This is a genomic window from Pseudomonas meliae, from assembly GCF_001400515.1.
GTDB classification, from domain to species: domain Bacteria; phylum Pseudomonadota; class Gammaproteobacteria; order Pseudomonadales; family Pseudomonadaceae; genus Aquipseudomonas; species Aquipseudomonas amygdali.
This window is the reverse complement of record NZ_LJQT01000468.1, coordinates 7,447-33,112: the sequence shown is the minus strand read 5'-3', so window position 1 is coordinate 33,112 and position 25,666 is coordinate 7,447. Positions and strand designations below refer to the sequence as shown.

The window sequence follows — 25,666 nt, the reverse complement described above, 5'->3', positions numbered from 1 at the left end:
CCAACGCGGAGCATTGGCACGATATTCAACTCCTGCGCGGAGCCCGCCTCCACTCACTCCCTAGCCGCTTTCCAGACCTTGCCAATCAGCGTCACGACCAACACCAGCACCGCGCCAGCGATAACCCCGGCGACCGCATCGATCAGGGTCGGGACGACCATCGACAGCCCGCCCACCGCACCGGCTGCAGCTTCGGTCACGCCTTCGACCCAATGGTGAGCAAATGGCAGACCGTGAACCAGAATCCCGCCGCCGACCATGAACATGGCCGCAGTACCGACAATCGACAGTACCTTCATCAATACCGGCGCAAGCCATAGCAAAGCACCACCGATTTTCTGCGCCGCAGAGCTTGCAGTCTTTTTCAGGTACAGGCCCAGGTCGTCAAGTTTGACGATACCTGCCACCAGTCCATAGACACCCACGGTAATCAGCACAGCGACAATAACCAGTACACCGACCTGATCCATGAACGGTCGGGCCGACACTACGCCCAGCGCCAGCACGATGATTTCTGCCGAAAGAATGAAGTCGGTGTGAATCGCGCCTTTGATACGGTTCTTTTCGAACGCCACCATGTCCACGGAAGCATCCGTGGCCGCCTGCTTGCGCTGATCATGCTCTTCGCCGGTTTCGGGATGCAGCCATTTATGGGCGATTTTCTCGAAACCTTCGAAACACAGAAACGCGCCGCCGATCATCAACAAGGGAAGAATCGCCCAGGGCGCGAAGGCGCTGATCAACAGTGCCGCCGGAACCAGGATTGCCTTGTTGAGCAACGAGCCCTTGGCCACGGCCCACACAACGGGCAGTTCGCGATCGGCTGAAACACCGGTGACCTGCTGGGCATTGAGCGCCAGATCATCCCCCAGCACACCCGCGGTTTTCTTGGTGGCCAGTGCCACGTCATCCAGCAGGGTGGCAATATCGTCGAGCAGGGTAAGCAAGCTTCCAGCAGCCAAAATAAAAATCCTTGAGCAAGTAAAAAAGGAAATAGCACTGATTGAATCATGCGCCAGGGTCAATCGTGTGGCAGTCAACAACTCTGACCTTCATCAGACGTGAACGTTTGACGCTGCGTAGTACAAGCAGGCCACGTCGAGCAACCGGTTAAATGGGTAATTGCGTGGTCGACACCACCTGACGCAGTCCCATGAACGAGCGGATCTGTCTGACACCGGGCAAGTACAGCAGTTGTTCGGCATGCAGGCGGTTGAAACTCTGACTGTCTTTGGTGCGCAGCAGCATGAAGTAATCGAACTCGCCGGTGACCACATGAAACTCCATGCAGCCGGACACCTTCTGCGCGGCTTCTTCAAATTGCGCAAATGAGTCCGGTGTCGAGCGGTCCAGCACCACACCGATCAGCACCACCATGCCCGCGTCCAGAACGTCACCATTGAGCAACGCCACCACGCCCTTGATAACGCCCGCCTCCTTCAACCGCTCGACGCGCCGCAAACAAGCAGGCGGACTCAGCTTGACCTTCTCGGCGAGTGCCACGTTGGAAATCGAGGCGTCACGTTGCAGGGTCTTGAGAATGGCGCGGTCAATCCTGTCCAGCAGCGGTGCTACATCGCCAGCGGACTTTTTAGTGCGTTCATTTATTGCTTTCATGATGAATTTCACAAAATAAAAGTTTGCATTAGTGGCATGACACTAACGCTGATTTTGCAAATAGACAATTCTTTGCAACCACGATTATTCAGCTATTTCCTATGATAGGAACCACTTCAGGCACACCGTTCAAACGTCGAACTCATTCCTTGCAGGCCTGAATCAACTTATCAACGGAGCCCCGATATGAACCTGAGCAAGTTCAAGCGCTACCCTCTGACCTTCGGCCCCTCGCCCATCACCCCTCTGAAACGCTTGAGCGAGCATCTGGGTGGCAAGGTCGAGTTGTATGCCAAGCGCGAGGATTGCAACAGCGGTCTGGCCTTTGGCGGTAACAAGACCCGCAAACTGGAATACCTGGTGCCGGAAGCCATCGACGGCGGCTACGACACACTGGTGTCGATCGGCGGCATCCAGTCCAACCAGACCCGCCAGGTGGCGGCAGTCGCGGCGCATCTGGGTATGAAATGCGTGCTGGTTCAGGAAAACTGGGTCAACTATTCCGACGCGTTGTACGACCGGGTCGGCAATATCGAGATGTCACGCATCATGGGTGCCGATGTGCGCCTGGATTCGGCAGGCTTCGATATCGGCATTCGGCCGAGCTGGGAAAAGGCCATGGCCGACGTCGAGGAAAGCGGCGGCAAACCGTTTCCGATTCCAGCGGGGTGCTCGGAACACCCTTATGGCGGCCTGGGGTTCGTGCGTTTTGCCGATGAAGTGCGCCAGCAGGAAGAGGAACTGGGCTTCAAATTCGACTACATCGTGGTTTGCTCGGTAACCGGCAGTACTCACGCAGGCATGCTGGTGGGATTCGCTGCCGATGGCCGGGCACAGCGTGTGATCGGTATCGACGCGTCGGCCAAACCGGAAAAGACCCGTGCGCAGGTTCTGCGTATCGCTCAGAACACCGCAAAACTGGTAGAGCTGGGTCGCGAAATCACCGCCGAAGACGTGGTGCTCGACACCCGCTACGCCTACCCCGAATACGGCCTGCCGAACGAGGGCACCCTTGAAGCCATTCGCCTTTGCGCGCGCCTTGAAGGCGTATTGACCGACCCGGTCTACGAAGGCAAATCCATGCACGGCATGATCGACATGGTGCGCAATGGTGAATTCCCCGAGGGCTCGAAAGTGCTCTACGCACATTTGGGCGGCGTACCAGCGTTGAATGCGTACAGCTTTTTGTTCAAGGATGGTTGAAGCGCCAGCGCTCTGACAGTCGATAGCGCTGCCAACTGCAGCGCTATCGACTAAAGCCGAAAATACTTCTGCAGCGCCTGCGCCAACAGACTCACCGCCTCGTCGTTCTGTGACGACGGCGAGCGCAGGAAGACGATTTCGTGCTCGGGAATTTCAGGCAGGTCATCGAGAATCTGCATGGCTTCCGTGACTCCGCTCCGATCAATAAGGCTGATCGCCAGGCCCGCTTCCACACAGGCTTTGATCGCCTGATTGGACGGGCTTTCGAGAACTACACGGATTTTGCGGCCGTTGTCTTTGAGCGACGCCATCATGGCTTCACGATAAGGACATTGCGCTGCGTGAATGGCCAGCGGCAACGGGTCCGCAGGTCCCAGTGCGACGCTGGCCGGCCCGACCCAGACCGGCTTGGTAGATACCAGAAACTGCGTATCAGCACTTGGCTGCCCTTTGGGTTGCGCGATCACTGCTGTCTGCAACTTGCCGCGCGCAACCTGCTCGCGCAGGGTGTAGCTGGGTGCGGTTTTCAATTCCAGCACCACATTGGGCCAGGCCGCAGCGAACACCGGCAGGATGTCGCGGATGACATGAACGGCGTACTCATCCGGAACACCCAGCGTGATGCGCCCAGCCAGATGAGTCCCTTGCAGGTCAGCCAGCACGCGGTCATGGGTGGACAGCAATTCCGTCGTCGAGACCAGCAAACGCTTGCCCAGCGCAGTGAGAGACACTGCCTGGTTGTCCCGATTGAGCAAACGCCCGCCCGCTACCGCCTCAAGCCGCTGGATATGCACACTGACTGCCGCGGGGCTTTTGTGAAGTTGCTCGGCAGCCGCAGAAAACTTCCCTATTCGCGCCACTGCATGAAAAGTACGTATCAGTTCGATATCGAGAATTGCGCTCATGATTCATAAAACCTGAACAACTACTGCACTTAATTTTGATTTATTAGATTACGCTGACTTCGTAACCTGTGTCCATGAATCAGCACCTATCGATTTCTCCGAGCGTAACGCGGCCTGCCTGGCATCAGGCCATTCCCCTTATCTTGCTGGAAGCAGCCCTTGTCCTGACCTGGAGCTCGGGTTTCATCGGCGCGCGGTTTTCGCTTGATTACGCACCACCATTGCTGGTGGTGTTCTGGCGTTGTGTGGTGGTCACGTTGATCCTGATGCCTTTCGTCACCAGGCAACTGAGATCGATACCGCTTGCCACGCTGTTGAAAAATGCGGGAATCGGTCTGCTGGCCATGGCGGGCTACGTGGCAGGCGTTACGCAGGGCATCGCGCTGGGCGTACCTGCGGGACTCGCGGCACTGTTTGCCGACTTGTTGCCGGTGGGCATGGCACTGCTGGCTGCCGCCGTGCTCGGGCAGCGGCTTGTCTGGCAAATCTGGGCGGGGCTGGTGGTCGGTCTGGTCGGCGTGGTGCTGGTCACGTACAGCGCGCTGGCGGTGGGAGATGCGCCATTGTGGGCCTACGGCCTGCCACTGCTGGGTATGTTATCGCTGGCCATTGCGACGCTGTGGCAGAAGCGTTCGACCCACATGCAGCCCATGGACCTGCTTCCCAACCTGTGGCTGCAATGTTTTATATCGAGCTTCGCGTTCGCCATCATCCAGGGAACACAGGGCAGCCTGGCCCCCATTCCCAGTACCGGGTTTGCGTTGAGCGTGATCTGGACGGTGGGGCTGGCAACTTTGGGCGGGTACGGACTGTATTGGGTGTGTCTGCGCCGCGCATCAGCCACCCGCGTTGCCCGCGTGCTGTACCTCAGCCCACCGGTGACAATGCTCTGGGCCTGGGTGATGTTCAACGAGCCGCTGTCCTGGCAGATGGCGTCAGGCATGGCGGTGTCGGGTGTCGGTGTGTGGATGGTCGTACGGGCGGAAGCGCGGCAGGTCGCCTCGTGACCGAGTCACAAGGCGCCTGATGCAGGGAAGTTAAATCTTGAAACGCGCCACCATGCTCTGCAAATCGCTGCCCAAACGGGCCAGTTCTACAGTCGATGCGGCGCTTTGCTCGGTTGCCGAAGCCGATTGATCGGCAATGTCGCGCACGCTAAGCACGCTGCGGTTGATTTCGTCGGTCACGGCGCTCTGCTGCTCGGCCGCGGCAGAAATCTGCTGGCTCATCTGTTCAATGGTGCCGATGGACTGATTGATCTCAACCAGTGCCTGCTCGGCCTGACGAGCCAGCACGACTGTGCCTTCGGTGCGTTGCAGGCTGGCATCCATCAGACCCGATGCGGCACCTGTACCTTTTTGCAACGCCTGAATCAGCGCTTCGATTTCCGTGGTGGAGTTCTGGGTACGCTGAGCCAGCGAACGTACTTCGTCAGCCACCACCGCAAAACCACGGCCCTGCTCACCCGCACGTGCAGCCTCGATGGCCGCGTTGAGCGCCAGCAGGTTGGTTTGTTCGGCAACGGCCTTGATCACGTCAATCACGCTACCGATCTTGCCACTGTCTTCGGTGAGGCGCTGCATGGCTTCGCCCAGCTGTTTCACTTCACCGGCCAATTGGCCGATTTCGCGAGTAGCGTGCTGCACCACACTGCTACCGTGAGCGGCACGTTCGCTGGCCTGTTTGGCCGCCAGCGAAGCGTCTTCGGTATTGCGTGCTACTTCCTGCACGGTCGACGCCATTTCGTTCATGGCGGTGGCAACCTGGTCAACTTCGTTTTTTTGCAACGTGACGCCGGCACTGGTCTGTTCGCTGACAGCAGACAATTGTTCGGCCGCCGTGGCGATCTGCGTCACACCGTTGCCGATGCCACCGATCAGGCCGCGCAGAGAAACCGTCATGTGCTGCATGGTGTTCTGCAGCAGGCCCAGTTCGTCCTGGCGGGTGGTGCTGCTGTCATGGGTCAGATCGCCGTCGGCAATCCGGCGCGCCGCAATTACGGTGCTGTTCAACGGCACGGTAATCTGACGTGTGATCAGGAACGCAGCAAAGATGCCGACCAGCAGCACGACCAGCGCTACGCTCAGCAATTGCACCACAGCGGTTTGTTGTTCCTTCTTGGCACTGATGACCTGCAACGCCGCCAGATCATCGGCACGGGCAGCGGTCGCTATGGATTGCTGTTGCAGATCGGTACGGACTTGCTCGGTCTGCTGCAGCATGTCCGAAATCGACGACATCAGGACCTTGTATTGTTTCAACGCCACCAGCGCGGCATCCACTGCAGCATTTGCCTCGACAGGCAATTGGCTGCGAGCGGCGTCCACTTGTGCGATCAGGGCGTCGGCGGCCTTATAGGTGGCCTGACGGTTGTCGGCATTCGGAACGCTCAGGTAGCGGCGAAACACCAGACGGAAATTGGTCATGCCGTTACGCAGGTCGCCAGCGATCTTGACCTGCCTGATGCCGGTTTCATTCGGCAAACGCAAGGTGTCGTCAATGGTCTTGTTCAGCAGATTCTCAAAGGTCGCGCTGACGTCATCGGAAACCTTGATGATCGGTTTCAACGCCTCGTCGACTTTCTGATTGATGCCGACCAATTGGTCGAACGTCTGCTTCAGACCGCCCACCTGCTCCTTGATCTCGCGCAGCTTGGCCAGGTTGCTCGATATCACGAACACCTGCAGGCCCTGATCGACACTGCGGCTCAAGGTATCCAGCGCGCTGGCGTAGTTCTGCACACCTGCGGCGGTAGGACCGGTCGCATAGGCTTGCGCAGCGATCCGGGCATTCAGGACGTCAGCCTTGATCTCGGCGACCTTGCTGCTTTTGCCCATGCGCTCGATCAGCAGGTTGGTGCTGGAGTAGCCGATGACGGTGACGGTCAGTACTCCGAGCAAAATAGCGGCAAAGCCCAGTCCGAGCTTCTTGCTGACTTTCAGATTGTCCAACCATTTTGCGCTCATTACATGTGTGCCTTTGATTTTTCGGAATACCCGTGAGTCGGCGCTGAAAGATTTAACTTGATAGTTAACGTTATCGGAATCACGCACGCGCCAATCGAAGGCACCCTGAAGCCCAAGAATTACGTGGCCGGCGCGCGATGATGAATATTTATTTAAATCGCCTGAGCAGAATTTTTCCGATGATTGGCACCGCGCGAAACCGGAAGATCACGCAATGAAACTGCCTTGATCTTCGCCTGTACGGAGCCATCGGAGATTGGCAACAGCGTCAGACGTGGCGGTCGGTGAACTGAACATCCAGCCGGATGTTTTCCGGCTCGTTGATCGCTGCCAGGTACTCGTCTACGCTGATTTCTCCGACGCAGGCCCGTGCGCCCGGTTGTGGGCGATAGCCACCGGCCATTTTGCCGCTCAGCGCGACGGCAGCACTGCCGGGGATCTCCGGGCCCTTGTCGTTCAGTGCAGTCAATTGCGCACGCATGTGCAGCGGCTGGCCGGTGAGGTCGACGCCATCGACATCGATGTACATCGCGCTCTTTCGATCACCCCAGTGTTCAAAGCGCGCGCCCCAACGGTACAGGCGCTCGGCCCACGACGCAGGATCGCGCAGCAGCCCACAGCGAATCGCCAGCGCCAGCAGCCAGGTCGCGATGCCGCCGGCCTTGAGCGCGGAGCCGGCCTTGAAGCTCAGATGCCGCGCGGCATAACGTGTCGCGAATACATCCAGGTCCGGGACGTCGACATTGGCCACCAGCCGTGTGCCCATGCCGGGCATCCGGCGCAGGGTCAGGTCCATCCAGCCATGGACTTCGTGGACCTTGCCGTTGCGCAGTTGCCTGATCGGCCGCCCGGCATTGGCCAGTACGCCACGCACGGTCGACAGACCGGGCATTTTCGCTGCCGAGGAGATGCCATGCTCTATCGAATCGATGCGCAGAAAACGCTGGCGATGCTGATCGATGATGGCCGCCGAAAGCGTCGGCACCGAGCTGCATCCGCTCAGCACACAGACGCCCGCCTCACGCGCCAGGGCATCCAGAGTGGCGATACCGGAGACGAAGGTCCGGCAATCCGACAGGTCGCAATAATTCACACCCGCCTCGATGCAATGCCGGGCCACGGCATACGACTGTCCCTGAAAAGGCCCCGCCGTGTGGATAAGCAGATCAATGCCCAGCGCGCGAAGTTGGCTGCCAGCGCCGTCCTGCATGATATCCACACACCAGCTCTCGCAGGATTTGCCACCCAGTGTTTGCAGCTCAGCGACTTTTTCCGCCAGCTTGCGCGGGTCGCGACCGGAAATGACCAGTTCGATGTCCGGCATCATCACCAGATGATTGCAGATAAGGCTGCCGAAGTTACCGTAGCCACCAATGACCAATACGCGAAGTGCCATTTACTCGTCCCTGAAATGCTGAAGGGTATGACCATGCCTTGCTGCTCAGCGATTGCCGCGAGCGATGGCGATGAAATGCGCGTGCATTATTGATCATTGGCCGAATGCCGAGTACAAAACCCTGTGCCTTTTTGATCGTGCAAGGAGCAACGGATGCTGAAACTACACACCGAACGGCTTTATCTGCGGACCCTGTTCGCCAGCGACTGGCCGTTGTTTCTGAGGCTGCACTCCGAGCCTCAGACCATGCAGTACGTCTTCGGGGAAATCGAAGAAGCACAAGTTCGCAAAGGCTTTGAGCATCGCCTTCCGGTGTGGACGCCAGAGTCCGATCACTGGCTGTGCCTGGTGGTCGTCGACAAGCAGAGCGGCGTGGAGCTGGGGGTCAGCGGCTTTCGCATCATGTCGCCAGGGCATGCCGAAGTAGGCTGTCTGTTGCTGCCGGAAAATCAAGGCAAGGGCTTCGGCACCGAATCCCGCCGGGCAATCATCGACTACGCTGCCGCCATCGGCCTCGATTCACTGGAATCGACCGTGACCGATGGCAACATTGCCTCCTGCAAGGTGCTGGAGAAATGCGGTTTCTCTTTCGAACGCCGCGTCCCGCATGCCTATCAGATCGGCGATCAGTGGTTCGATGACCTGAAATATCACCTGCGACTGAGGTGACAAGCCCGCAGCCCAGCGTTCGCCAGGCTGCGGCAAGCGGCTCAGGCTTTGGGCCGCCCTCCGAGAATCGTCACTCGCTCGCCATAGCGCGAGTGCGGGAAGTAATCCCACACCGCGTGATGCTGGGTGCAGCGGTTATCCCAGAACACCAGCGTGTTCGGCTCCCAGCGCACACGACAACTAAGCGAAGGTTCGCGGGCGATCAGGTCGAACAGCATGTTCAGCAGCGTGTGGCTCTCTCCTGCGGACAGTTGCACGATATGCGAGGTGAAACCGGAATTGACGAACAGGCTGCGGCGTCCGGTTTCAGGGTGGCGAACCACCACAGGGTGCTCGCTTTTGGGAAGGTTGGCAGGCGGCTGATAGCCCTTCCACGGAATCTCGCCATCGTGAATGGCCGTCAGTTCGCCAAGAAACGCCTGCATCGCAGGCGAGAGCATTTCTATGGCCAGGTGCATGTTGGCAAACAGCGTGTCGCCGCCGGTGCCGATGGCGGGGGTTTCCTTGACGTACAGCATCGAGCCCATCGACGGCTCCAGATCAGCGGTGCCGTCTGTGTGCCATAGCTCGCCCGCAGCGAAACGCGATTGCGCATTGGCGCGCACCACGACCAGTTCCGGGTCATCGCCATCGATGCTCTCTACCGGCAAGGCACGCAACGGTCCAAACAGTCGGCCAAAGGCTTTGTGCTGCTCGACCGTCAGGTGCTGATCACGAAACACCAGCACGTGGTTTTCCAGAAAAGCGCGGCGAATTTCCTTCAGTTGCTCCTCACCCGGAGGCTGCGACAGGTCGACCCCGCTGACCTCTGCACCGATTATGGGTGTCAGGCGGTTGACCGTGATGCTGTGATACGGCGCGCGAGGCGCCCCCGCGATGCCTTCGATGGCCTTGAGTGCCATTTGATCCATGATCCCTCACCCTTGAATGGTTGGCATGGCCGATCACCATGTCCGTGGTTCGTCTACGGGAACGTCAGCCCCGCCTGAAAAACGTGCCGCTAACGCGTTCAGCCCTCCCCTGCTGGCAGGTCTGCGTTGATCATCTCGGCAATCAATTGCGCCCACGGCGCTGCGACAATGCCGTAATGGTCAGTGTCCAGAGGCTGCCAGCTCAGCAGTTGCGGCAACAGGTCCTGCCAGGCGCGCTGCAGGTCAGCCATCCGCCAGGCGCTACCCACGCCATATGGATTGGGACGCGTGGCAATGAACAGTCGTGCCTTGGTATCAGGCAGTTGCGCGGGCCGATGATCAGCCATGCTCGCCATGTTGTTCTGGCAGCAGACAATCAGGCTTTGCAGGTAACGTGACGCGTCTTCGCTGGCCGTGCTGGCGGCAGTGTTGAGGGCCCGCCGTGCAGAAAACTCGCGCTGGAAGACCTGCTGAATACGTTCTTCGTCGATCCGCGCCAGCTCGGTGCCAGCGTCCGGCGCAGGCGGATCGATCAGGTACAGCACCGGCTGCTCGCAACTGTCCGCCAGCAGGTTGCACATCGCCTGCGCCACCCACGCGCCGAACGACCAGCCGGCCAGCCGCCATGCTGTGCCGTCGGGGTGATGGGCCTGCAACGCGTCGAGATACAGCTGCGCCCGTTCGGCCAGACTGATATTCGGCAACTCGGGCAGGCGCAAGGCCGGGTCGGCGATTACCCACACACCCAGATCAGGGTGCAGCGCCGAGGCCAGCTCCCGCATGCCATTGGTCAATCCTCACCGCGTCGGCCCACTGGTCTTCGACCGTAACCGCACCGCCCTGCGCTGACTGCACCAGCGCCAGTACCTCGCGCAGGCTGACCTTGTGGCTGAACTGTGACAACTGGAATACCACACCCGTCGCGGCCTGCAATTCGTCGATCAGGTCCAGCAAGGTCAGGGAATCAGCGCCCAGCTCGTACAGCGAGTCATCCGGATCCAGATCGCTTACGCCAAGCCATTTGCACAGGCAGCCATGCAGACGCTCTGGCAGACCGGCTTCTGCCGCAACGGCTGGCGCAGTGTCGACCAGCGTCAAGCCAGCACCGCTATGACGAGCCGGGTAAAACTGGCGTGCGGTGTTCAGATCGGTCGTCGAAATCAACAATTGCGGCAGTTGTGCAGTCATGGCGGCGTCGAATACCTGGCAGCCCTCTTGCGCCGACATGCCGACCGCGAGATGCCGCTGATGCGCTTCATCGCCGATGCCGCTGGCAGCGGCCATACCGGTTTCCCTCCAGATATCCCAGTTGATACCCAGGCGCACGCAGCCATTTTCGCCATTCGGGCGGTAATGGGCGAAGCCGTCTAGCACCGCACTGGCGGCGGCGTAATCCAGATGTCCGGCACCGCCGAACAGCGCCGACATCGATGAGCAGTACAGCACAAACCCTGGCGTCATCTGCTCGATCAACGCTTCGACCGCCAGCATGCCGCGGGTCTTGCTCGCCATCGCTTCAGACAGCAGGTGAGCATCGCGCTGACGAATCAGGCTGCCCGCTCCGGTCCCGGCAGCATGGATTACCCCGTCGAAGTGTCCATAACGCTCGCGCAGTTGCTCAAGCACCTTGGGCCAGCATGCCAAATCGGCGATATCCGCCTGAACGCTATCGATACGCGCGGCATAATCGCCAAGCTCCTGCGGACATTCCCCACGGCGCGACAGCAGCACTACCCGCCGCTGGCTTGATCGCAGCAAGTGTTCACACAACGTGCGGCCGATGCCACCTGTGCCGCCGAGCACCAGAAACGTGCCATTTACCGGCAGCAGATTCGAAGCGACCTTTGGCAGCGCGAGCGGGCCGGGCTGCAGTTGTGGTTGCCACAGATAACCGTCACGAATGGCCATGCGCCGTGGCAGCGATGTCGGTTCGGCAAGCAGCGACGCCAGTTGCAGCGCCTGGCTGCCCCATTGCGCAGTGGGGAGATCCAGCCAGTGACAGCGTATCGGGTACTCCTGCGGGGCCACTTCGGTAATACCTGCCAGCGCCGCCAGTTCCGGACGCATGACCTGACCATTTACCGGGCACGCCTGCCAGGACAGCAGCCAGAGTCGCAAAGCGGTCTTCTGTGCGCGTTCCCCCCAGGCCTGCAAAAACGCGCTGAGCGTGTCCAGACACGCCCATTGCGCGGCGGCAAGGCTTTGCTCGTTGACCACCCCGCCAACCGAGAGTGGCAAGGCATGCAGCCAGTCGAGTTCGGTCGCCACCTGCCCAATCTGATCAAGCTCGGCGATCAATCGGCTAAACGCCAGCGGGTCCAGTGGATCAAGCTCATAAAGGTTCGGGCCAAGCTGTTGATAACCATTACCGGCCTGCACCTCGATGACGTGCCGATAAACGCCCTGCAGGCTGCCAAGCATTGCGGCATCAATGCGCTCGTGACTGCACACCACCAGCCTGTCGCGACGCTCGCCAATCGGTTGTGTGCCCAGACGACGCACTCGCTGCCACTGGCGCTGATAAAACCAGTCCGCCATCAGCTCGCGCTCAGCGGTTTGCGGCGGCTGCGGCTCGACAGCGGCGGATGGCTTGAAGCGGAAGGTCTGCAGGTCGAACGCCGAGGGCGGCAAGTTCCACGGTGGCGGTGCCGAACGCGTCGCCACCTCGATACTGGCCCCTGCATACCAGGCTTCCAGCAACGCCTGCGGCGAGTGCTCACTGGCCTTCAGACGCAGGTCCGAGACCGTCACCCGTTTGATCGAAGAAGGTTGCAAGCGCAGCGTTTGACCCGGCTGGCAGATCACCGCAAAGCGCCAGGGCAATGCGCGTCGCCCGTTTTGCAGGTAACGCAGCAGCGCGGTCTGTTGTTCGGGAAAGGTATTGAGCCACGCATCGATTGCCGCGACGTCCCGCTCCAGCGCTGTACGGCTGTGTGCCGACAGCAATAGGCACGGCGGGCATTCCTCGGCGCTGTCTGCCTGCGATGGCGGCGCGCCGACAATCACATGCGCGTTGGTTCCGCCGATACCGAAACTGCTTACCCCGGCCAGCCGTCGACAGCCATCGGGCCATGGCCGTGAGGTGGTGGGTATGTAGAACGGTGAGTGCTGCAGGTCGATTTGCGGGTTGATCCGGGCAAAGCCCAGATTGGGCGGGATCACACCATGAAATACCGCAAGCGTCGCACGAATCAGCCCGACTACACCCGCCGCCGCGCCCAGATGGCCGACCTGGCTTTTCACTGAAGCCAGAGCGCAACTGGCAGCGGGCGTTGCACCGAACGCCTTGCTCAGTGCGGCCACTTCAATAGGGTCGCCCAGCAGCGTGCCTGTGCCGTGGGCCTCGATGTAGCCCATGTCTGCACCTGTGACACTTGCCTTGCGCAGGGCCTCACTGATCACCGCGCTCTGCCCCGCCACCGACGGCGCGGTGTAACTCATCTTGGCGCGGCCATCGTTGTTCAGCGCAGAGGCTTCGACCAGTGCGTAGATCCGGTCGCCGTCGGCCTGGGCACGGTCCAGCGGTTTGAGTACTACCACACCATAACCGCTGGCACCGATGGTGCCGCTGGCGTCGTCACTGAACGGGCGACACAGCCCGTCGCGGGAAAAAATGTGCTGTGGACGGTAGCGGTAGCCATCGGTCAGAGTCGGGTCGATCAACACCCCGGCGGCCAGCATCACGTCACTGTCGCCCTGACGCAGCATCGCCGCCGCCAGGTGCACGGCAATCAGCGAGCTGCCGCATGCCGCCTGGACGCTGATTGCCGGGCCGCCGAGGTCGAGGTGGTAAGCCGCCTTGGTGGCCAGAAAGTCCTTGTCGTGGTGCAGCGCCATCTGAAAGCCGTCCGGCAGATCACCCTCAGCAGTTTCGCGCAGCATTTGCTGGAAATACGTGGTTTCGCCGCAACTGGCGATCAGGCCGATGCGCGGACCGTCGGCTTTGGGCGTGAGCCCGGCATGTTGCAATGCCTGCACACAGCCCATCAGCAGGTGCCGCTGTTGCGGGTCCATCAGCCGTGCTTCCTGAAGGCTGATGCCGAAGTATTCCGGGTCGAAATCCAGCATCCCCGCCAATTGACTACTCGCGCCGACCAACCCATCGGCGGCGTCGAACAGCTCGATGCCCAACTCGTTTCCCTGGACCATTGCCCAGAACTCGGCGAGGTTGCCGGCCCCCGCAACATTCACCGACATGCCGATGATTGCCATCGGCTGCTCGCCAGCATCGGAGCCTTGCGCACGCGCCACTGAAACCGATGGCGAGGCCGAAAGATGCTGCGCCAGACGGCGCACAGTGACATGTTCGAATAGCGCTGCCATCGCCACTGGTTGTGGCAGTTGTTCGTTGAAACGGGCATGCAGGCGCATCAGGCCCAGGCTGGTGGCACCGGCCTCGAAGAAGGTCTGATCAAGCTCGATATCACGGCCGATGACCGCCACGAACAACTTGCTCAGTTGCTGTTCAAGCGCGCTCAGCGGCACTTGCGCAAGTACACTGCGACGCCGTTGCAGTGCCTCGCCCAGCGAACTCAACGCCTTTCGGTCGATCTTGCCGCTGGGCGTACGCGGCCAGGCATCGACACAGCGGTATTCGTCGATACGCACATGCGCAGGCAAGTGCAGCGTGACCTGGCGATCCAGCTGCTGCACGTCAGGCGGCGTGCCTTCGACCTGCAACCAGGCCACCAGACGTGGCGGTTCGCCGTGCATGGCCACCACCGCATTGCTTACCTGAGCGTCCTGCATCAGTGCGGCTTCGATCTGCCCCAGCTCAAGACGCTGGCCACTCACCTTGACCTGTTGGTCGTCACGGCCAAGGTAGTGCAGGCAGGCATCGGCATCAGCCCGGGCGAGGTCGCCGGTGCGATAGAACAGCATGTTGCCCTCGGGCTGCGGCAACTCGACAAACCGCGCGGCATTCAGCACCGGGTCGGCCAGGTAGCAGCGCGAAATCATCGGCCCCGCCACCAGCAGATAACCCCGGCTGCCACCTGGTACTTGTTGGTCGTGTTCGTCCACCAGCAGCAGACGCGCGTTGTTCACCGCCAGCCCGATAGGCGCTCGCAGTGGCCAGTCCTGAACCGCCGCTGGCAAACGCCAGGCGCTGACCACGTGGGTTTCGGTCGGGCCGTAATGATTGAACAGACGCGCCTGCGGCATGCCCCCAAACCAGCTGCGCAATGCATCGGTGCAGAGCAGTTGCTCGCCGGCCGTGATCACCTCACGCAACGCCTGCGGGTAAACGCCCTGGCTGACTGCCGTCTGCGCCAAGTGCTGCAAGGCCACGCACGGCAGGAACAACCGCTCGATGCGCGCTTGCTGCAGATAACTCAACAATGCCTGGGCATCCTGCCGCCAGCGTGGGTTGATCAGGTGGTAGCAGCCACCGCCGCAAAGCGTGCTGAAAATCTCCTGAAACGACACATCGAACGACAGCATGGAAAATTGCAGGGTCACCGATCTGGCTGGCAAATGACCTTGGTTACGTTGCCAGTGCAACAGGTTGCAAAGGGTTCGGTCCGGCACCTGAACGCCTTTCGGCGTACCCGTCGAGCCGGACGTGAACAGCGTGTACAAAGGTCGCTCGCCCGCATGATGGCGACGTTCGAATGACCGTGGCGCAGCGCTCAGGTCGACCCGATGACGGGCCAGCCGACCAGCATTCAATTCATCCAGTGCCGCCTCGGTGACAGTGCTGTACAGCAGGCAACACGGCTGTGCCTGCTGCATGACCTGACGCTGCACCGCCAGAGGATAACCAGGGTCCAGCGGCACGGCCGTCAGGTTGAGTCTGGCCAGCGCCAGCAAGGCCACGATGTGCTCGACCGACGCCTCGAGGTACAGGACCACTTGCAGTGGCGCACCATTTTCCTCAGGCAACGGACACTGCTCGATCAGGGTGGCCGCCAGCGTATCGGCCAGTGCATCCAGTTCGGCGTAGCTGATGCACTGCTGATCGGCGACCAGCGCCGGAGCATCCGGCGTGCAACTCACCTGATAGGCGAACCAGTCGGCCACGGTGTTGAACGGCGGCTNNGGCTCAGCGCTGTCGCCCTGACTGGCGGGCGGCAGGCTGAAGCGGTAAGGCGTGAGCAGCGCATCAAGGGTGGCCGACGGTTTCTCCAGTAGCAGATCAAGCCCCTGTTGCAACAGCCGATTGACGGCGATCATTTGTGCCGCATCGAAATAACTGCACTGGTACTCCCACCAGCATTCCAGTTGGGACCCGGCATCGACCACCAGCAAGGTCAGCGGGCACTTGGCCTGCACCGTCTCGTTGAATTCCAGCGTGGCCCGCAGGCCGGTATGGGCCAGCCTGGCGTAGTCGGTGTTTTCCAGTACGAACATGAAATCGAACAGCGCACTGCTCGACGACAGCCGCAGGTCTTCCACCAGGTCCGCCAGAGCGACGTCCTGCAAGGCCAGCACCTCACGCACTGTGCCAGTCTGGCGGTGCATCTGCTGGTCGAGCGTCATGCTGTTGTCGAGCACCGTCGGGATCAGCACGGTGTTGGCAAACATGCCGATTGCGTCTTCGAACTCGGTCAATGGACGGTTGGAGACCGGGCTGGCGATTCGCGGCCGTTCGCAGCCGGTCAGCGCGTACACGCTCCAGGCATAAACGCTGAACAACACTTCATAGCGGGTGACGCGTTGCTGGCTGCAAAACCGATCCAGTGCGGCACTGCGCATGGCACCCAGCGGCTGGCGGTACAGCCGTGCCTGCGGGCCTGGTTCACGAACCGCCACCAGCGGTGGCGAACATGCTGGCTGCTGGCGATGCAACCCGGCCAGGGCACGGCGCTGGTCGCGATAGTGCGGGTCGACACGCCATTGCCGTTGCCAGAGCGCAAATTCCAGCGTGCCCAGCCCAGGCAAAGGCTCCGCATTTGCCCGCCCGTGCAGCGCATCGTCGTACAGTTGCACCAGATCATCAAACAACAGGTTCATCGACCAGCCATCGATGACAATGTGGTGCAGGTTCATCAGCAAGCGACAACTGCCATCGGCAAACGGCAATAGCCAGGCCTGGCACAGGGCTGATGTCGCCAGATCGAAGGGTGTATCGAACACCAGCGTCGCGAAGCTGCGCCAGGTCTGTTCGCTGAACGCCCCCACAGCAAAGGTGCGGCACAGCACGTCGCGCTCGCAAACCTCCTGATAAAGCCCGTCAGCCCCGGACACGAAGGCCGTGCGTAACCCGCTGTGTCGGGCCAGCAGGCGCTGCACGGCTTCAGCCAGCGCGGGCAATTGAATGCCTGCCGCAAGGTGCAGAATGAGCGGCACGTTGTAGGCCGTGGCTTGCGGCGTGCGTTGCTGCATCAGCCACAAGCGGCTTTGCTCGGCAGTGGCTGGCGCACGCCCGACCCTGTTGACGGGTGGCGCGGGTGGATAGGCAGACGCAGCGCCCTGTTCATCGCTCAGGCGTTCGGCCAGTGCTGCGAACGATTCGCCCAGCACCGCGCCCAGCATAATTTCGCGTCGCCAGTGCGTGCGGATTGCAGAGCGCAGGCGCATGGCCTTGAGAGAGTCGCCACCACTGCCCAGCCAGTCATCCTGGCCGTTGAGGTCGGGCTGTGCCAACAGCCTGCGGGCCTGGGTCAACAGCCAGTCCAGTGCGGGCGAGTGCTGATCGTCAGGCCGTGAGCAGGCTTGCGGTCGCCAGGGTTTCAAGGGCTGCTCCAGCAGCGCACGCTGATCGACCTTGCCATTGGCAGTCAGCGGCAGACGCTCAAGCAGAAACAGCTGATGCGGGCGCATCCATACCGCCAGGTGTTCACGCAGGTGCTGGTCCAACTCGCGATAGTCCAGGCCTTCGCGTGGCACGATGAACGCCAGCAACTGATGGTCTTCGGCCGCTTGCCTGCGGGTACAGACATGCGCCTGCGCTACCTGCGGATGGTCCAGAATGCGTTGTTCGACCTCCCCCGGCTCTATACGAAAACCGCGCATCTTCACCTGTCGGTCGATGCGGCCCAGGTACTCGATCAGCCCCTCGACATTGACCCGCACCTGATCGCCGGTGCGGTAATAAAGTGTGTCTGCAGCGTCGAGCGCGGGCAGGCGCACGAAACTGTGTTCGGTCTCAGTGGGACGATGGCGGTAACCCCGTGCCACCCCGCTGCCACTCAGGTAAAGCTCGCCCGCCTCGCCGACAGCAACCGGTCGCTGTTGCGGGTTCAGCACACGCACGCCTGTGTCAGGCAATGGCCGGCCAATTGGTACCGTATCACCGGTAAAGTCTCGGGCAATGGGATGGCACAGTGCAAAGGTGGTGCATTCAGTGGGTCCGTAGGCGTTGAAAATCCGGCAACGGCTGTCAGGATTGGCCTGATACCAGGCACGCACCGCAGCGGCGCTGACTTGCTCGCCGCCGATCAGTAGCTGGCGCAGGCTGGCAAAACAGCCGGGGTCATCCGCACTCAGCGTGTTGAACAGCGAAACGGTCATGAACAGGTTATCGACCTGTTGTGTTTCCAGCACTGCGGCCAGCAGGTCTGCGTCGGCAACGATGACGCAGCAACCGCCATTGAGCAGCGGTGCCCACAGTTCGAAGTTACAGGCGTCAAACGCCGGGTTGGACAGGCAGGCGAAACGGTCGCCTGCACGAATCTCGATGTAGCTGTCGGCCCGGGCCAGACGCAACAGGCCGCGCTCGCCCACTTCCACTGCCTTGGGGGTGCCGGTAGTGCCCGAGGTGTAGAACAGAAAACTCAGCTCGGCGAAGTAATCAGGCACAGGTTGTGGCGGATGATCAGGGTAATCCAGCAGCGCCTCGACGCTGATGTGCCAGCCACGCAGCGTCGACACAGCATCAGAATCTTCGCTCAGGGTGACCAGCCCGACACACCCCCCATCGTCCAGCATCAGTTCCCGACGCCGTAGCGGGCTGGCCCGATCCAGCGGCACCACGACGGCCCCCACTTTCAAGGCGGCCATGATCGTCGCCACCCACTGCCAGCCACGCGGCATGCACAGGGCAAGTGGATCACCGCGGCCTGCGCCTTGTGCCAGCACCCCCCTGGCGATGCGCTCGCTGGCGCTGGCCAGTTGCGCGTAGGTCAACCGTACGTGCTGATCGATCACCGCCAGTGCCTCGGGATTGCGTCGCACCTGCTCGGCAAAGCGCGACAGCAGAGTCGCGGGGTGCCGGGCTATACTCTCCTTGTGGCTGCTCATCATTGCGCCTCCTGCGTGTCGAAACGTTGCAGCTCTTGCCTGAGCGTCTGCGAGACACGATGCACCTCGGCACTTTCCAGCATGTCCCAGTGCCCGCCGTGCACCAGCCGGGCCTTGTAACCGTCACCCGCGCGGCGACGCCAGAAGCTGCGCAGCTCATGCAACTGCGTGCGGCTGAAGCCTTCACGGGCCTGAATCAACACGATGCGTCCGGCGTGTGGCGCACACTCGTAAGCGGCCATAGCCAGACGGTTGTGGTTGTAAAGATGGAAATACCGCTCGACCTGCGCGTCTTCGATGCCGGGGTACATGCCGTTGAAGCGCACCAGCTTGTCGCGGAACTCAGCCATGTCCACCGTCCCGATCTGTTGCCGAAACCCCGGATCATCCGAGCCCTGGGTATCGAGCAGCACCACCGTGACCTGACGATGGCCGGCAGCCGTCAGGCGCCGGGCCATTTCGTAAGCCACCAGACCGCCGAACGACAGCCCGGTGAGTATCAGCGGTTGTGACGTCAATGGCGCGATGCGCCGCAGATAGGCGTCGGCCATCGCTTCGACGCTCGGCTCGGTGCTTTCTCCAGGGTTCAACCCCGGCGATTGCACACCGTACACACCGATGCTTTCCGGCAGCTCCTTGGCCAGCGACAGGTAGCAGAACGCCGTGCCGCCCGCCGGGTGAATGCACACCACGTTACGTTGCCCGGCACCGCGGCGGAATTCGATCAGGTTGCCCTGCGCCGAAGTCAGGCTGGCGCCGGTACGCAGCCAGCCGCCCAGCGCCTCGATGGTCGGATGGCCGATGATCACACGCACCGGCACTTCGACGGCGAAAGCCCGGCCGATCTCGTAGGCCATCTTGATCGCCGCAATCGAGGTGCCGCCGACGTTGAAGAAGTTGTCGCGGATGCCGATTTGCGGCACCAGCAGCAGGTCTTTCCAGATCTGATACAACGCCAGCTCGATATGGTCCCTGGGGCTGCCGAGGTTGACCTGCCGTTCGGCCAGGTCCTGATCGGCCAGTGTCGCGAGAACCACACGGTCGACCTTGCCATTGACCGTCAACGGCAAGGCGTCCAGCCACAGATAAGCGCTGGGCATGACGGCGCTGGACAGGGTCGTTGCCAGGTGCGCACGCAGTGCGGATTCGTCCACTGCGCTGTCGGTGACGCAGCACGCCACCAGGCGCTGGTTCTGCGCGCTGTCACCGACGATCAACGCCACACTGGTGCGAATACCGGGGACCAGGTCGAGCCGCGCTTCGATTTCACTCAGTTCCAGGCGAATGCCGCGCAACTTGACCTGAAAGTCGTTGCGACCGATAAACTCCAACTGACCATCCGGACGATAACGCGCCAGATCGCCGCTGCGGTACAACCGGTCACCGGCAACGAACGGGTTATCGATAAACCGTTCGGCAGTGAGCTCGTCCAGCCCCAGATAACCCCGTGCAACGCCGACGCCGCCAATGTGCAACTGACCGCTAACACCGGCTGGAACTGGCGCATTGCGCTCGTCGAGCACATAAAAACGGGTGTTGGCGATAGGTCGGCCGATGGGCAGTTGGCGCGGCGGAACCTCTGCGCCAGGCTGCAGCGTCCAGACACTGCTGATCACTGTGGTTTCGGTCGGGCCATAGACGTTGTGCAAGCGGGCATGCGGCAGACGCTCCTGAAACAGCCTGGCCACTGCGGGCGACAGCTCCCCGCCGCCACTGAACACATCCATCAGGGAGTGACAGGCGCTGACCTCTTCGACCTCCAGAAACAGTTGCAGCATGGCCGGCACGAACACCATCGCGGTGACGTTTTGTTCACGCACCACCTGCGCCAGATAACCGGGTTCGAAATGCCCGCCGGGACGGGCGATGACCAGTCGGCCGCCCGTGAGCAGCGGCCAGAAGAGCTCCCAGGCGGAAGCGTCGAAACCAAATGGAATCTTGTGCAGCATGCTTCCGGATTCGCCACAGAACTGCTGACACCAGAGCAGCAGGTTGCTCAGCCCCCGGTGCGTGACCATCGCCCCTTTGGGCAGGCCGGTAGTGCCCGAGGTGTAAAGCACGTACGCCAGGTGGTCGGCGTTGACCCCGACACGCTGCGGGTCTGGATTGTCTGGCGAGCATTGAGCCCAGAGCACGGCATCAGCCTGCACATCGAGGATCGGCACCTCGCAGTCTGCACCTTGCAGGGCCTCGCGGAGAATCTTGCGCGTCGGCCCGAGAGCAAGCAGCACCACCGGGCAAGTGTCGTCGAGAATATGACGCAGGCGCCCTGACGGATAATCCGGGTCCAGCGGCACATAGGCGCCCCCGGCCTTGAGCACCGCCAGCAAGGCCACCGGCAGTTCCAGCGAACGTTCGATACACACCGCCACGCGCACGTCCGGGCCGACGCCGAGGGTGAGCAAGTGATGCGCCAGGCGGTTGGCCTGACTGTTGAGCTGGCTGTAGCTCAGCGATCGACCTTCGAAGATGACCGCACACTCGGCCTGCCGACGCGTGACCTGAGCCTCGATCAGGCGATGCACACAATCGACAGGCTGCGTCAGCGCTGCCGGGCTGTTCCAGTCGTGCAGAATCTGTTCGCGTTCGGCGTCAGTGATCAGCGTCAGTGCGCCAACCGGCTGTTTCGGGTCCAGCGCAACCTGCTCCAGCAGGTGTCGATAATGCCCACTCAGGCGCTCGATGCTGGCCTGATCAAACAGATCAGTGTTGTATTCCACCAACAGGTTCAGCGCACCGTCGCGCTCGACCCATTCGAAGGCCAGATCAAACTTGGCCGTGGCACTGCCGGTGCCATATGGCGTCATGCTCAGCCCCGGCATCTGCACAGCGATACCCGGGGTGTTCTGTAGCACCATCATCACCTGAAACAACGGCGAATAACCGGTATCACGCTGTGGGTTGACGGCCTCGACCACCCGGTCGAAAGGCACATCCTGATGGGCGTGGACATCCAGCAGCGTGGCACGTACCTCGCGCAACAGTTCAGCAAAGGTCTGCTGCGCATCGAGACGCTGGCGAATCACCTGGGTGTTGACGAAATGGCCGATCAGAGGCTCGATTTCAGGACGGCTGCGGTTGGCAAACGGCGTACCGATGCACAGGTCCCGCTGACCGCTGTGGCGCCACAGCAGCACGGAAAGCGCGCCGATCAACACGTTGAACAGCGTGCCCTGGGTTTGTCTGGCCAGTGCATTAAGACCGCGCAAGGTGCTGCCATCGACTGTCGAGCTGAAGGTCGCCCCAGCGTAACGCTGCACGGCCGGGCGCGGCCGGTCGGCAGGCATGTCGAGCAGCGGCGGCGCGTCGGCCAGCGTGCGCTGCCAGAAAGCCAGTTGCCCCGCCAGCGCCTCGCCGCTCAGACGCTGTTGCTGCCAGCAAGCGTAGTCGGCGTACTGCACCGCCAGCGGTGCCAGACTGGACGCCTGACCGCGCAGAAAATCGCCATACAAGGTGCTCACTTCGTGAAGGATCACCCCCATCGACGATGATGTGGTGCACGCTGTACAGCCACAGATACTCGTCATCGGCCAGACGCAGCAGCGAAGCCCGCAACAGCGGGCCGCTGGCCAGGTCGAATGGCGCTTTGGCCTCCCGATCGACAGCCATTCCGACCTGCACTTCACGCGCCTCTGGCGACAGGTCACGCAGGTCGACCTTCGGCATCGCCAGCGCCATCACCGGGTGCACGATCTGCCGTGGCTCGCCGTCCACACTGGCAAACGTGGTGCGCAGCATTTCGTGGCGCATGATCAATTCGTTCAGCGCCTTTTCCAGCACCGGCACATCCAGCGTGCCCTTCAGCAAGATCGCAGTGGGCACGTTATAGAACGCATTGCCCGGTTCCATCTGGTCGAGAAACCACAGCTGGCGTTGCGAAAAGGACAGCGGCAGCGCCGTTAGCCTGACAGCACGACGGGGGATCGCCGCCGGGTCGGTGCCGCTCAGCAAGGCGATCAGCTCTGCCTTGTGTTGCTTGAGTGCCTGCAACATCTCGTCATTGAGAAACCCGCGCGGAGCCTTGCAACGCAGTTTTTCGCCGTCCACTTCAAGCACCACGGCATGACGACCGAACAACTCCAGCAATTGATAGGCATTCATATCTCTATCTCCTCCATGTCGCTGGCGTCGTCCGTTTGATCCGCAGCAGAAGCGAACACCTCGATCTGCGTGCGGCGATGTTCATCAGCAGTGCGCAGGCCGCCCACCATCGAGTAGATCAACTGATGATTCGGTCCCAGGTCGAACAACGCCGACAATTGCTGCTCTTCGAGCGAGCCCATGCCGCACAGGCCAAGGCCCTGCTCGACCGCAGTCATGGTCAGCAATTGCGCCATACCTCCGGCTTCGATATGGCAGAAGTCGCGACTGCGCTCGCCATACAGAGGCCGGATTGCGGCCATGTCGGCGATAAAGAACAGCGAGAAAGCAGCGTTTTCGAACACCGGACGATTGACGAAGTAGTCGTAGGTGTCCGGGTCCAGCACGTCACTGTCCAGCCTCAGCAGGCGGTGCTGAATCGGGTCGTAGTAATAGGCACCCGCTGCGACACCGGTTACCCGCTGCGGCTTGACGTACAGGTAGCTCTGAATCGGGTACAGGCCGCCTGCGGACGGAAACTGGTACTTGATCTCTCCATCAAGTTGCCCCTGGGCCAGGCTGGCCAGCAAGCCGGCGAACGCCTCGGTCGGGATCGGCTGCGCAGCGAACTGACGTACCGAGCGGTAATCGCTGAAGCGCCGCACCAACGCCGGGTCATCCGGGCGCGCAAGGTCCAGCGCCGCAACCTGCGCGGTGAAGGTCCGACGCCCACGCTGATCGGCCTTGAAGCGCGCCCGCTGCTGCGGATCTTCAATCACCTGCTCGGGCGAAGCTGCCCGATGCCGGACGCTGTCGACCACGCTGCCATCGGCCAGAGTCTGGCGGTACATGCCGAGCAGATTGAGCAGGGTCGGCTGCGCCAGCAGTTGCGCAACATTGGGGCGGAACTGCAGTTCGCCGGACAGCGCATTGCTGATCCTGACAATGTCGATCGAGGTTGCACCCAGGTTCAGCAGATTGGCGTCGGCAGCAATCGAAGGACGCTTGAGCACGCCCTGCACAATCGTCACCAGTTGTTGCTCCTGCGGCCCTTCGACTTCAAGCGCGGGACCTGACGCCTGAGCCTGAGTCGGTTCCGGCAGGCGTTTCTTATCGACCTTGCCGTTGGCCGACAGCGGCCATTCCTGCACGAAGGTAAACGAGCTCGGCACCATGTAGGCGGGCAATTTGTCTGCCAGGTACTGGGTAAAATCACTGGCCTGCAACGAGGCATCGGCCTTGAGTACGTAGCCCGCAAGACGCTTCTCGCCCAGCGCTTCGCCCAGCACCCGCACCACAGCGCTTTGCACGCCGGGATGGCGATTGAGCGCCGCTTCGATCTCGCCCAGCTCGATACGATGCCCCTGAACCTTGACCTGGGTGTCTTCCCGGCCCAGGAACTCGATATTGCCATCGGGCAACCAACGGCCCAGATCGCCAGTGCGATACAGACGCTCGCCGGTCAGCGGGTGAGCGAAGAAGCTCCCGGCACTCAGGGTTTCATCGCGCCAATAGCCCTTGGCCAGACCGATACCGCCGATATACAACTGACCGGCCACCCACGTCGGGCGAACCTGCAACGCATCATCCAGCACATAGAAGCGCTGGTGATCCAGAGGTTTGCCGTAGGGAATGCTGCGCCAGTGGGGATCGACCTGTTGCAGCGGATACAGTATCGACCAGATGGACGCCTCGGTCGCCCCGCCCAGGCTGATAAGCTGCAACGTCGGCTGCAACGCCCAGGCGCGTTCGGGTAGCGTCAAGGGAATCCAGTCGCCCGACAGCATCGCCACACGCAGGCTCGACGGCAATGCACTGCGCTCGCCTTCGGCATACTCCAGCAACATGCCGAACAAGGCAGGCACCGAATTCCACAGGCTGACCTGATGCCGCTCGATCAGCGCCAGCCAGTGCGCCGGGTCGAGCGCCTGTTGCGGTTCGAGCAACACCACCGCAGCGCCCGCGACCAGCGTGCCGAAGAAGTCATAGACCGACAGATCGAAACTCAGCGAAGAAATCGCCAGCACTCGGTCCGTGGCGCCGACGGAAAAGCGCCGGTTGATGTCGAGCAACGTGTTGACCGCGCCGCGATGATCGATGACTACGCCCTTGGGCATGCCGGTCGAGCCCGAGGTGTAGATCACATAGGCCAGGTCGTATGGCGTGAGGTCTATAGCGTGCAATTCAGGCTGATCGGGAATGGCATCGCCGGAAATGACCGGGTCGGTCACGCTGATGACCTTGACCTGCTCGGGCCATTCGATGCGTTGCAGCAGTGCGGGCTGAGTCAGGGCCAGACTCGCTTCGGCACGCTGCAAAATGTGCTCCAGACGCTCGGTTGGCAGCGCCGGGTCGAGCGGCAGGTAGGCACCGCCTGCGTACTGGATCGCCAGCGTCGCGACGACCTGCTCCCAGCCACGCTCCATGACCACTGCGACCAGCCTGTTGGGCACCACGCCCATACGCTGAAGCCGCGCCGCCAGCTGCCGCGCTTCGGCTCGCAGCTGTCGATAACTCAACTGGCGCTGCGTGCCGATCACTGCCAGTGCGTCCGGGGCAGCAAGCGCCTGACGGTCGAACAATTCGTGCATCAGCGCCGAGTCGACAGGAGCGGCATCCGGCACAGACAAGCGTGCCAGCGGTATCAGCTGCGCGGTGTTGGCGCTCCAGGCATCCGGCGCCAGCAGGCGGTCCAGCAGCGCGTTGTAGGCGACGAACATCTGCTCGATCATGCCC

Annotated in this window: 10 protein-coding genes and 3 pseudogenes; 3 read left to right on the top strand and 10 right to left on the bottom strand. The window is 61.5% G+C overall.

What is annotated here, in order from left to right:
• Positions 1-53 precede the first annotated feature (53 nt).
• Together ALO64_RS21730 and ALO64_RS21725 are read right to left on the bottom strand one after the other, a co-directional pair.
• A complete protein-coding gene (locus tag ALO64_RS21730) occupies positions 54-962 on the bottom strand; it encodes a DUF808 domain-containing protein (RefSeq protein WP_044343562.1) in 909 nt (302 codons plus the stop codon).
• A 148-nt stretch (positions 963-1,110) separates the two neighbouring features.
• Positions 1,111-1,617 carry an Lrp/AsnC family transcriptional regulator gene (locus ALO64_RS21725; RefSeq protein ID WP_002552794.1) on the bottom strand — a complete coding sequence of 169 codons (507 nt, stop codon included), beginning with the start codon at positions 1,615-1,617 and terminating at the stop codon, positions 1,111-1,113.
• A 186-nt stretch (positions 1,618-1,803) separates the two neighbouring features.
• Between ALO64_RS21725 and ALO64_RS21720 the strand changes: the two genes are divergently transcribed.
• A complete protein-coding gene (locus tag ALO64_RS21720; RefSeq protein WP_044320600.1) occupies positions 1,804-2,820 on the top strand; it encodes a 1-aminocyclopropane-1-carboxylate deaminase in 1,017 nt (338 codons plus the stop codon).
• Between the two features lie 50 nt (positions 2,821-2,870).
• On the opposite strand, the gene ALO64_RS21715 is transcribed toward ALO64_RS21720, so the two are convergent.
• Complete coding sequence (locus ALO64_RS21715) at positions 2,871-3,725, bottom strand: LysR family transcriptional regulator (RefSeq protein ID WP_004658390.1); 855 nt, start codon at positions 3,723-3,725, stop codon at positions 2,871-2,873.
• A 74-nt stretch (positions 3,726-3,799) separates the two neighbouring features.
• Here ALO64_RS21715 and ALO64_RS21710 point away from each other — a divergent pair, with 74 nt between their 5' ends.
• Entirely contained in the window at positions 3,800-4,732 is a 933-nt protein-coding gene (locus ALO64_RS21710; protein WP_044343563.1) for a DMT family transporter, read from the top strand.
• A gap of 30 nt (positions 4,733-4,762) precedes the next feature.
• Here the strand turns inward: ALO64_RS21710 and ALO64_RS26935 are convergent, their stop codons facing one another.
• From ALO64_RS26935 to ALO64_RS21700, 3 genes and pseudogenes are all read right to left on the bottom strand, one after another.
• Positions 4,763-5,467: a methyl-accepting chemotaxis protein gene (locus ALO64_RS26935; RefSeq protein WP_371217786.1), complete on the bottom strand. Its 705-nt coding sequence runs from the start codon at positions 5,465-5,467 to the stop codon at positions 4,763-4,765.
• Between the two features lie 201 nt (positions 5,468-5,668).
• Positions 5,669-6,562, bottom strand: a pseudogene (locus ALO64_RS26930) (methyl-accepting chemotaxis protein); the annotation flags it as partial.
• Between the two features lie 397 nt (positions 6,563-6,959).
• The gene (locus ALO64_RS21700; protein ID WP_044343564.1) at positions 6,960-8,087 is read right to left on the bottom strand and encodes a saccharopine dehydrogenase family protein; all 1,128 of its coding nucleotides are present in this window, start codon (positions 8,085-8,087) and stop codon (positions 6,960-6,962) included.
• A 153-nt stretch (positions 8,088-8,240) separates the two neighbouring features.
• On the opposite strand from ALO64_RS21700, the gene ALO64_RS21695 reads away from it, so the two are divergent.
• Positions 8,241-8,756 (top strand): GNAT family N-acetyltransferase, encoded by a 516-nt coding sequence (locus ALO64_RS21695; protein WP_044343565.1) that lies wholly within the window; start codon positions 8,241-8,243, stop codon positions 8,754-8,756.
• Between the two features lie 41 nt (positions 8,757-8,797).
• Here ALO64_RS21695 and ALO64_RS21690 read toward each other — a convergent pair whose 3' ends face one another.
• The 4 genes and pseudogenes from ALO64_RS21690 to ALO64_RS26485 form a co-directional block, all read right to left on the bottom strand.
• The gene (locus ALO64_RS21690; protein WP_044343566.1) at positions 8,798-9,667 is read right to left on the bottom strand and encodes a TauD/TfdA dioxygenase family protein; all 870 of its coding nucleotides are present in this window, start codon (positions 9,665-9,667) and stop codon (positions 8,798-8,800) included.
• Between the two features lie 98 nt (positions 9,668-9,765).
• Positions 9,766-18,850: pseudogene (locus ALO64_RS21685) on the bottom strand (amino acid adenylation domain-containing protein).
• Positions 18,850-22,951, bottom strand: a pseudogene (locus tag ALO64_RS21680) (amino acid adenylation domain-containing protein). Before ALO64_RS21680 ends, ALO64_RS21685 begins: the two co-directional pseudogenes overlap by 1 nt.
• Positions 22,948-25,666, bottom strand: a 2,719-nt coding sequence (locus ALO64_RS26485) for an amino acid adenylation domain-containing protein (protein WP_235805025.1), incomplete at its 5' end; no start/stop codon positions are given. The gene ALO64_RS26485 and the pseudogene ALO64_RS21680, both read right to left, overlap by 4 nt.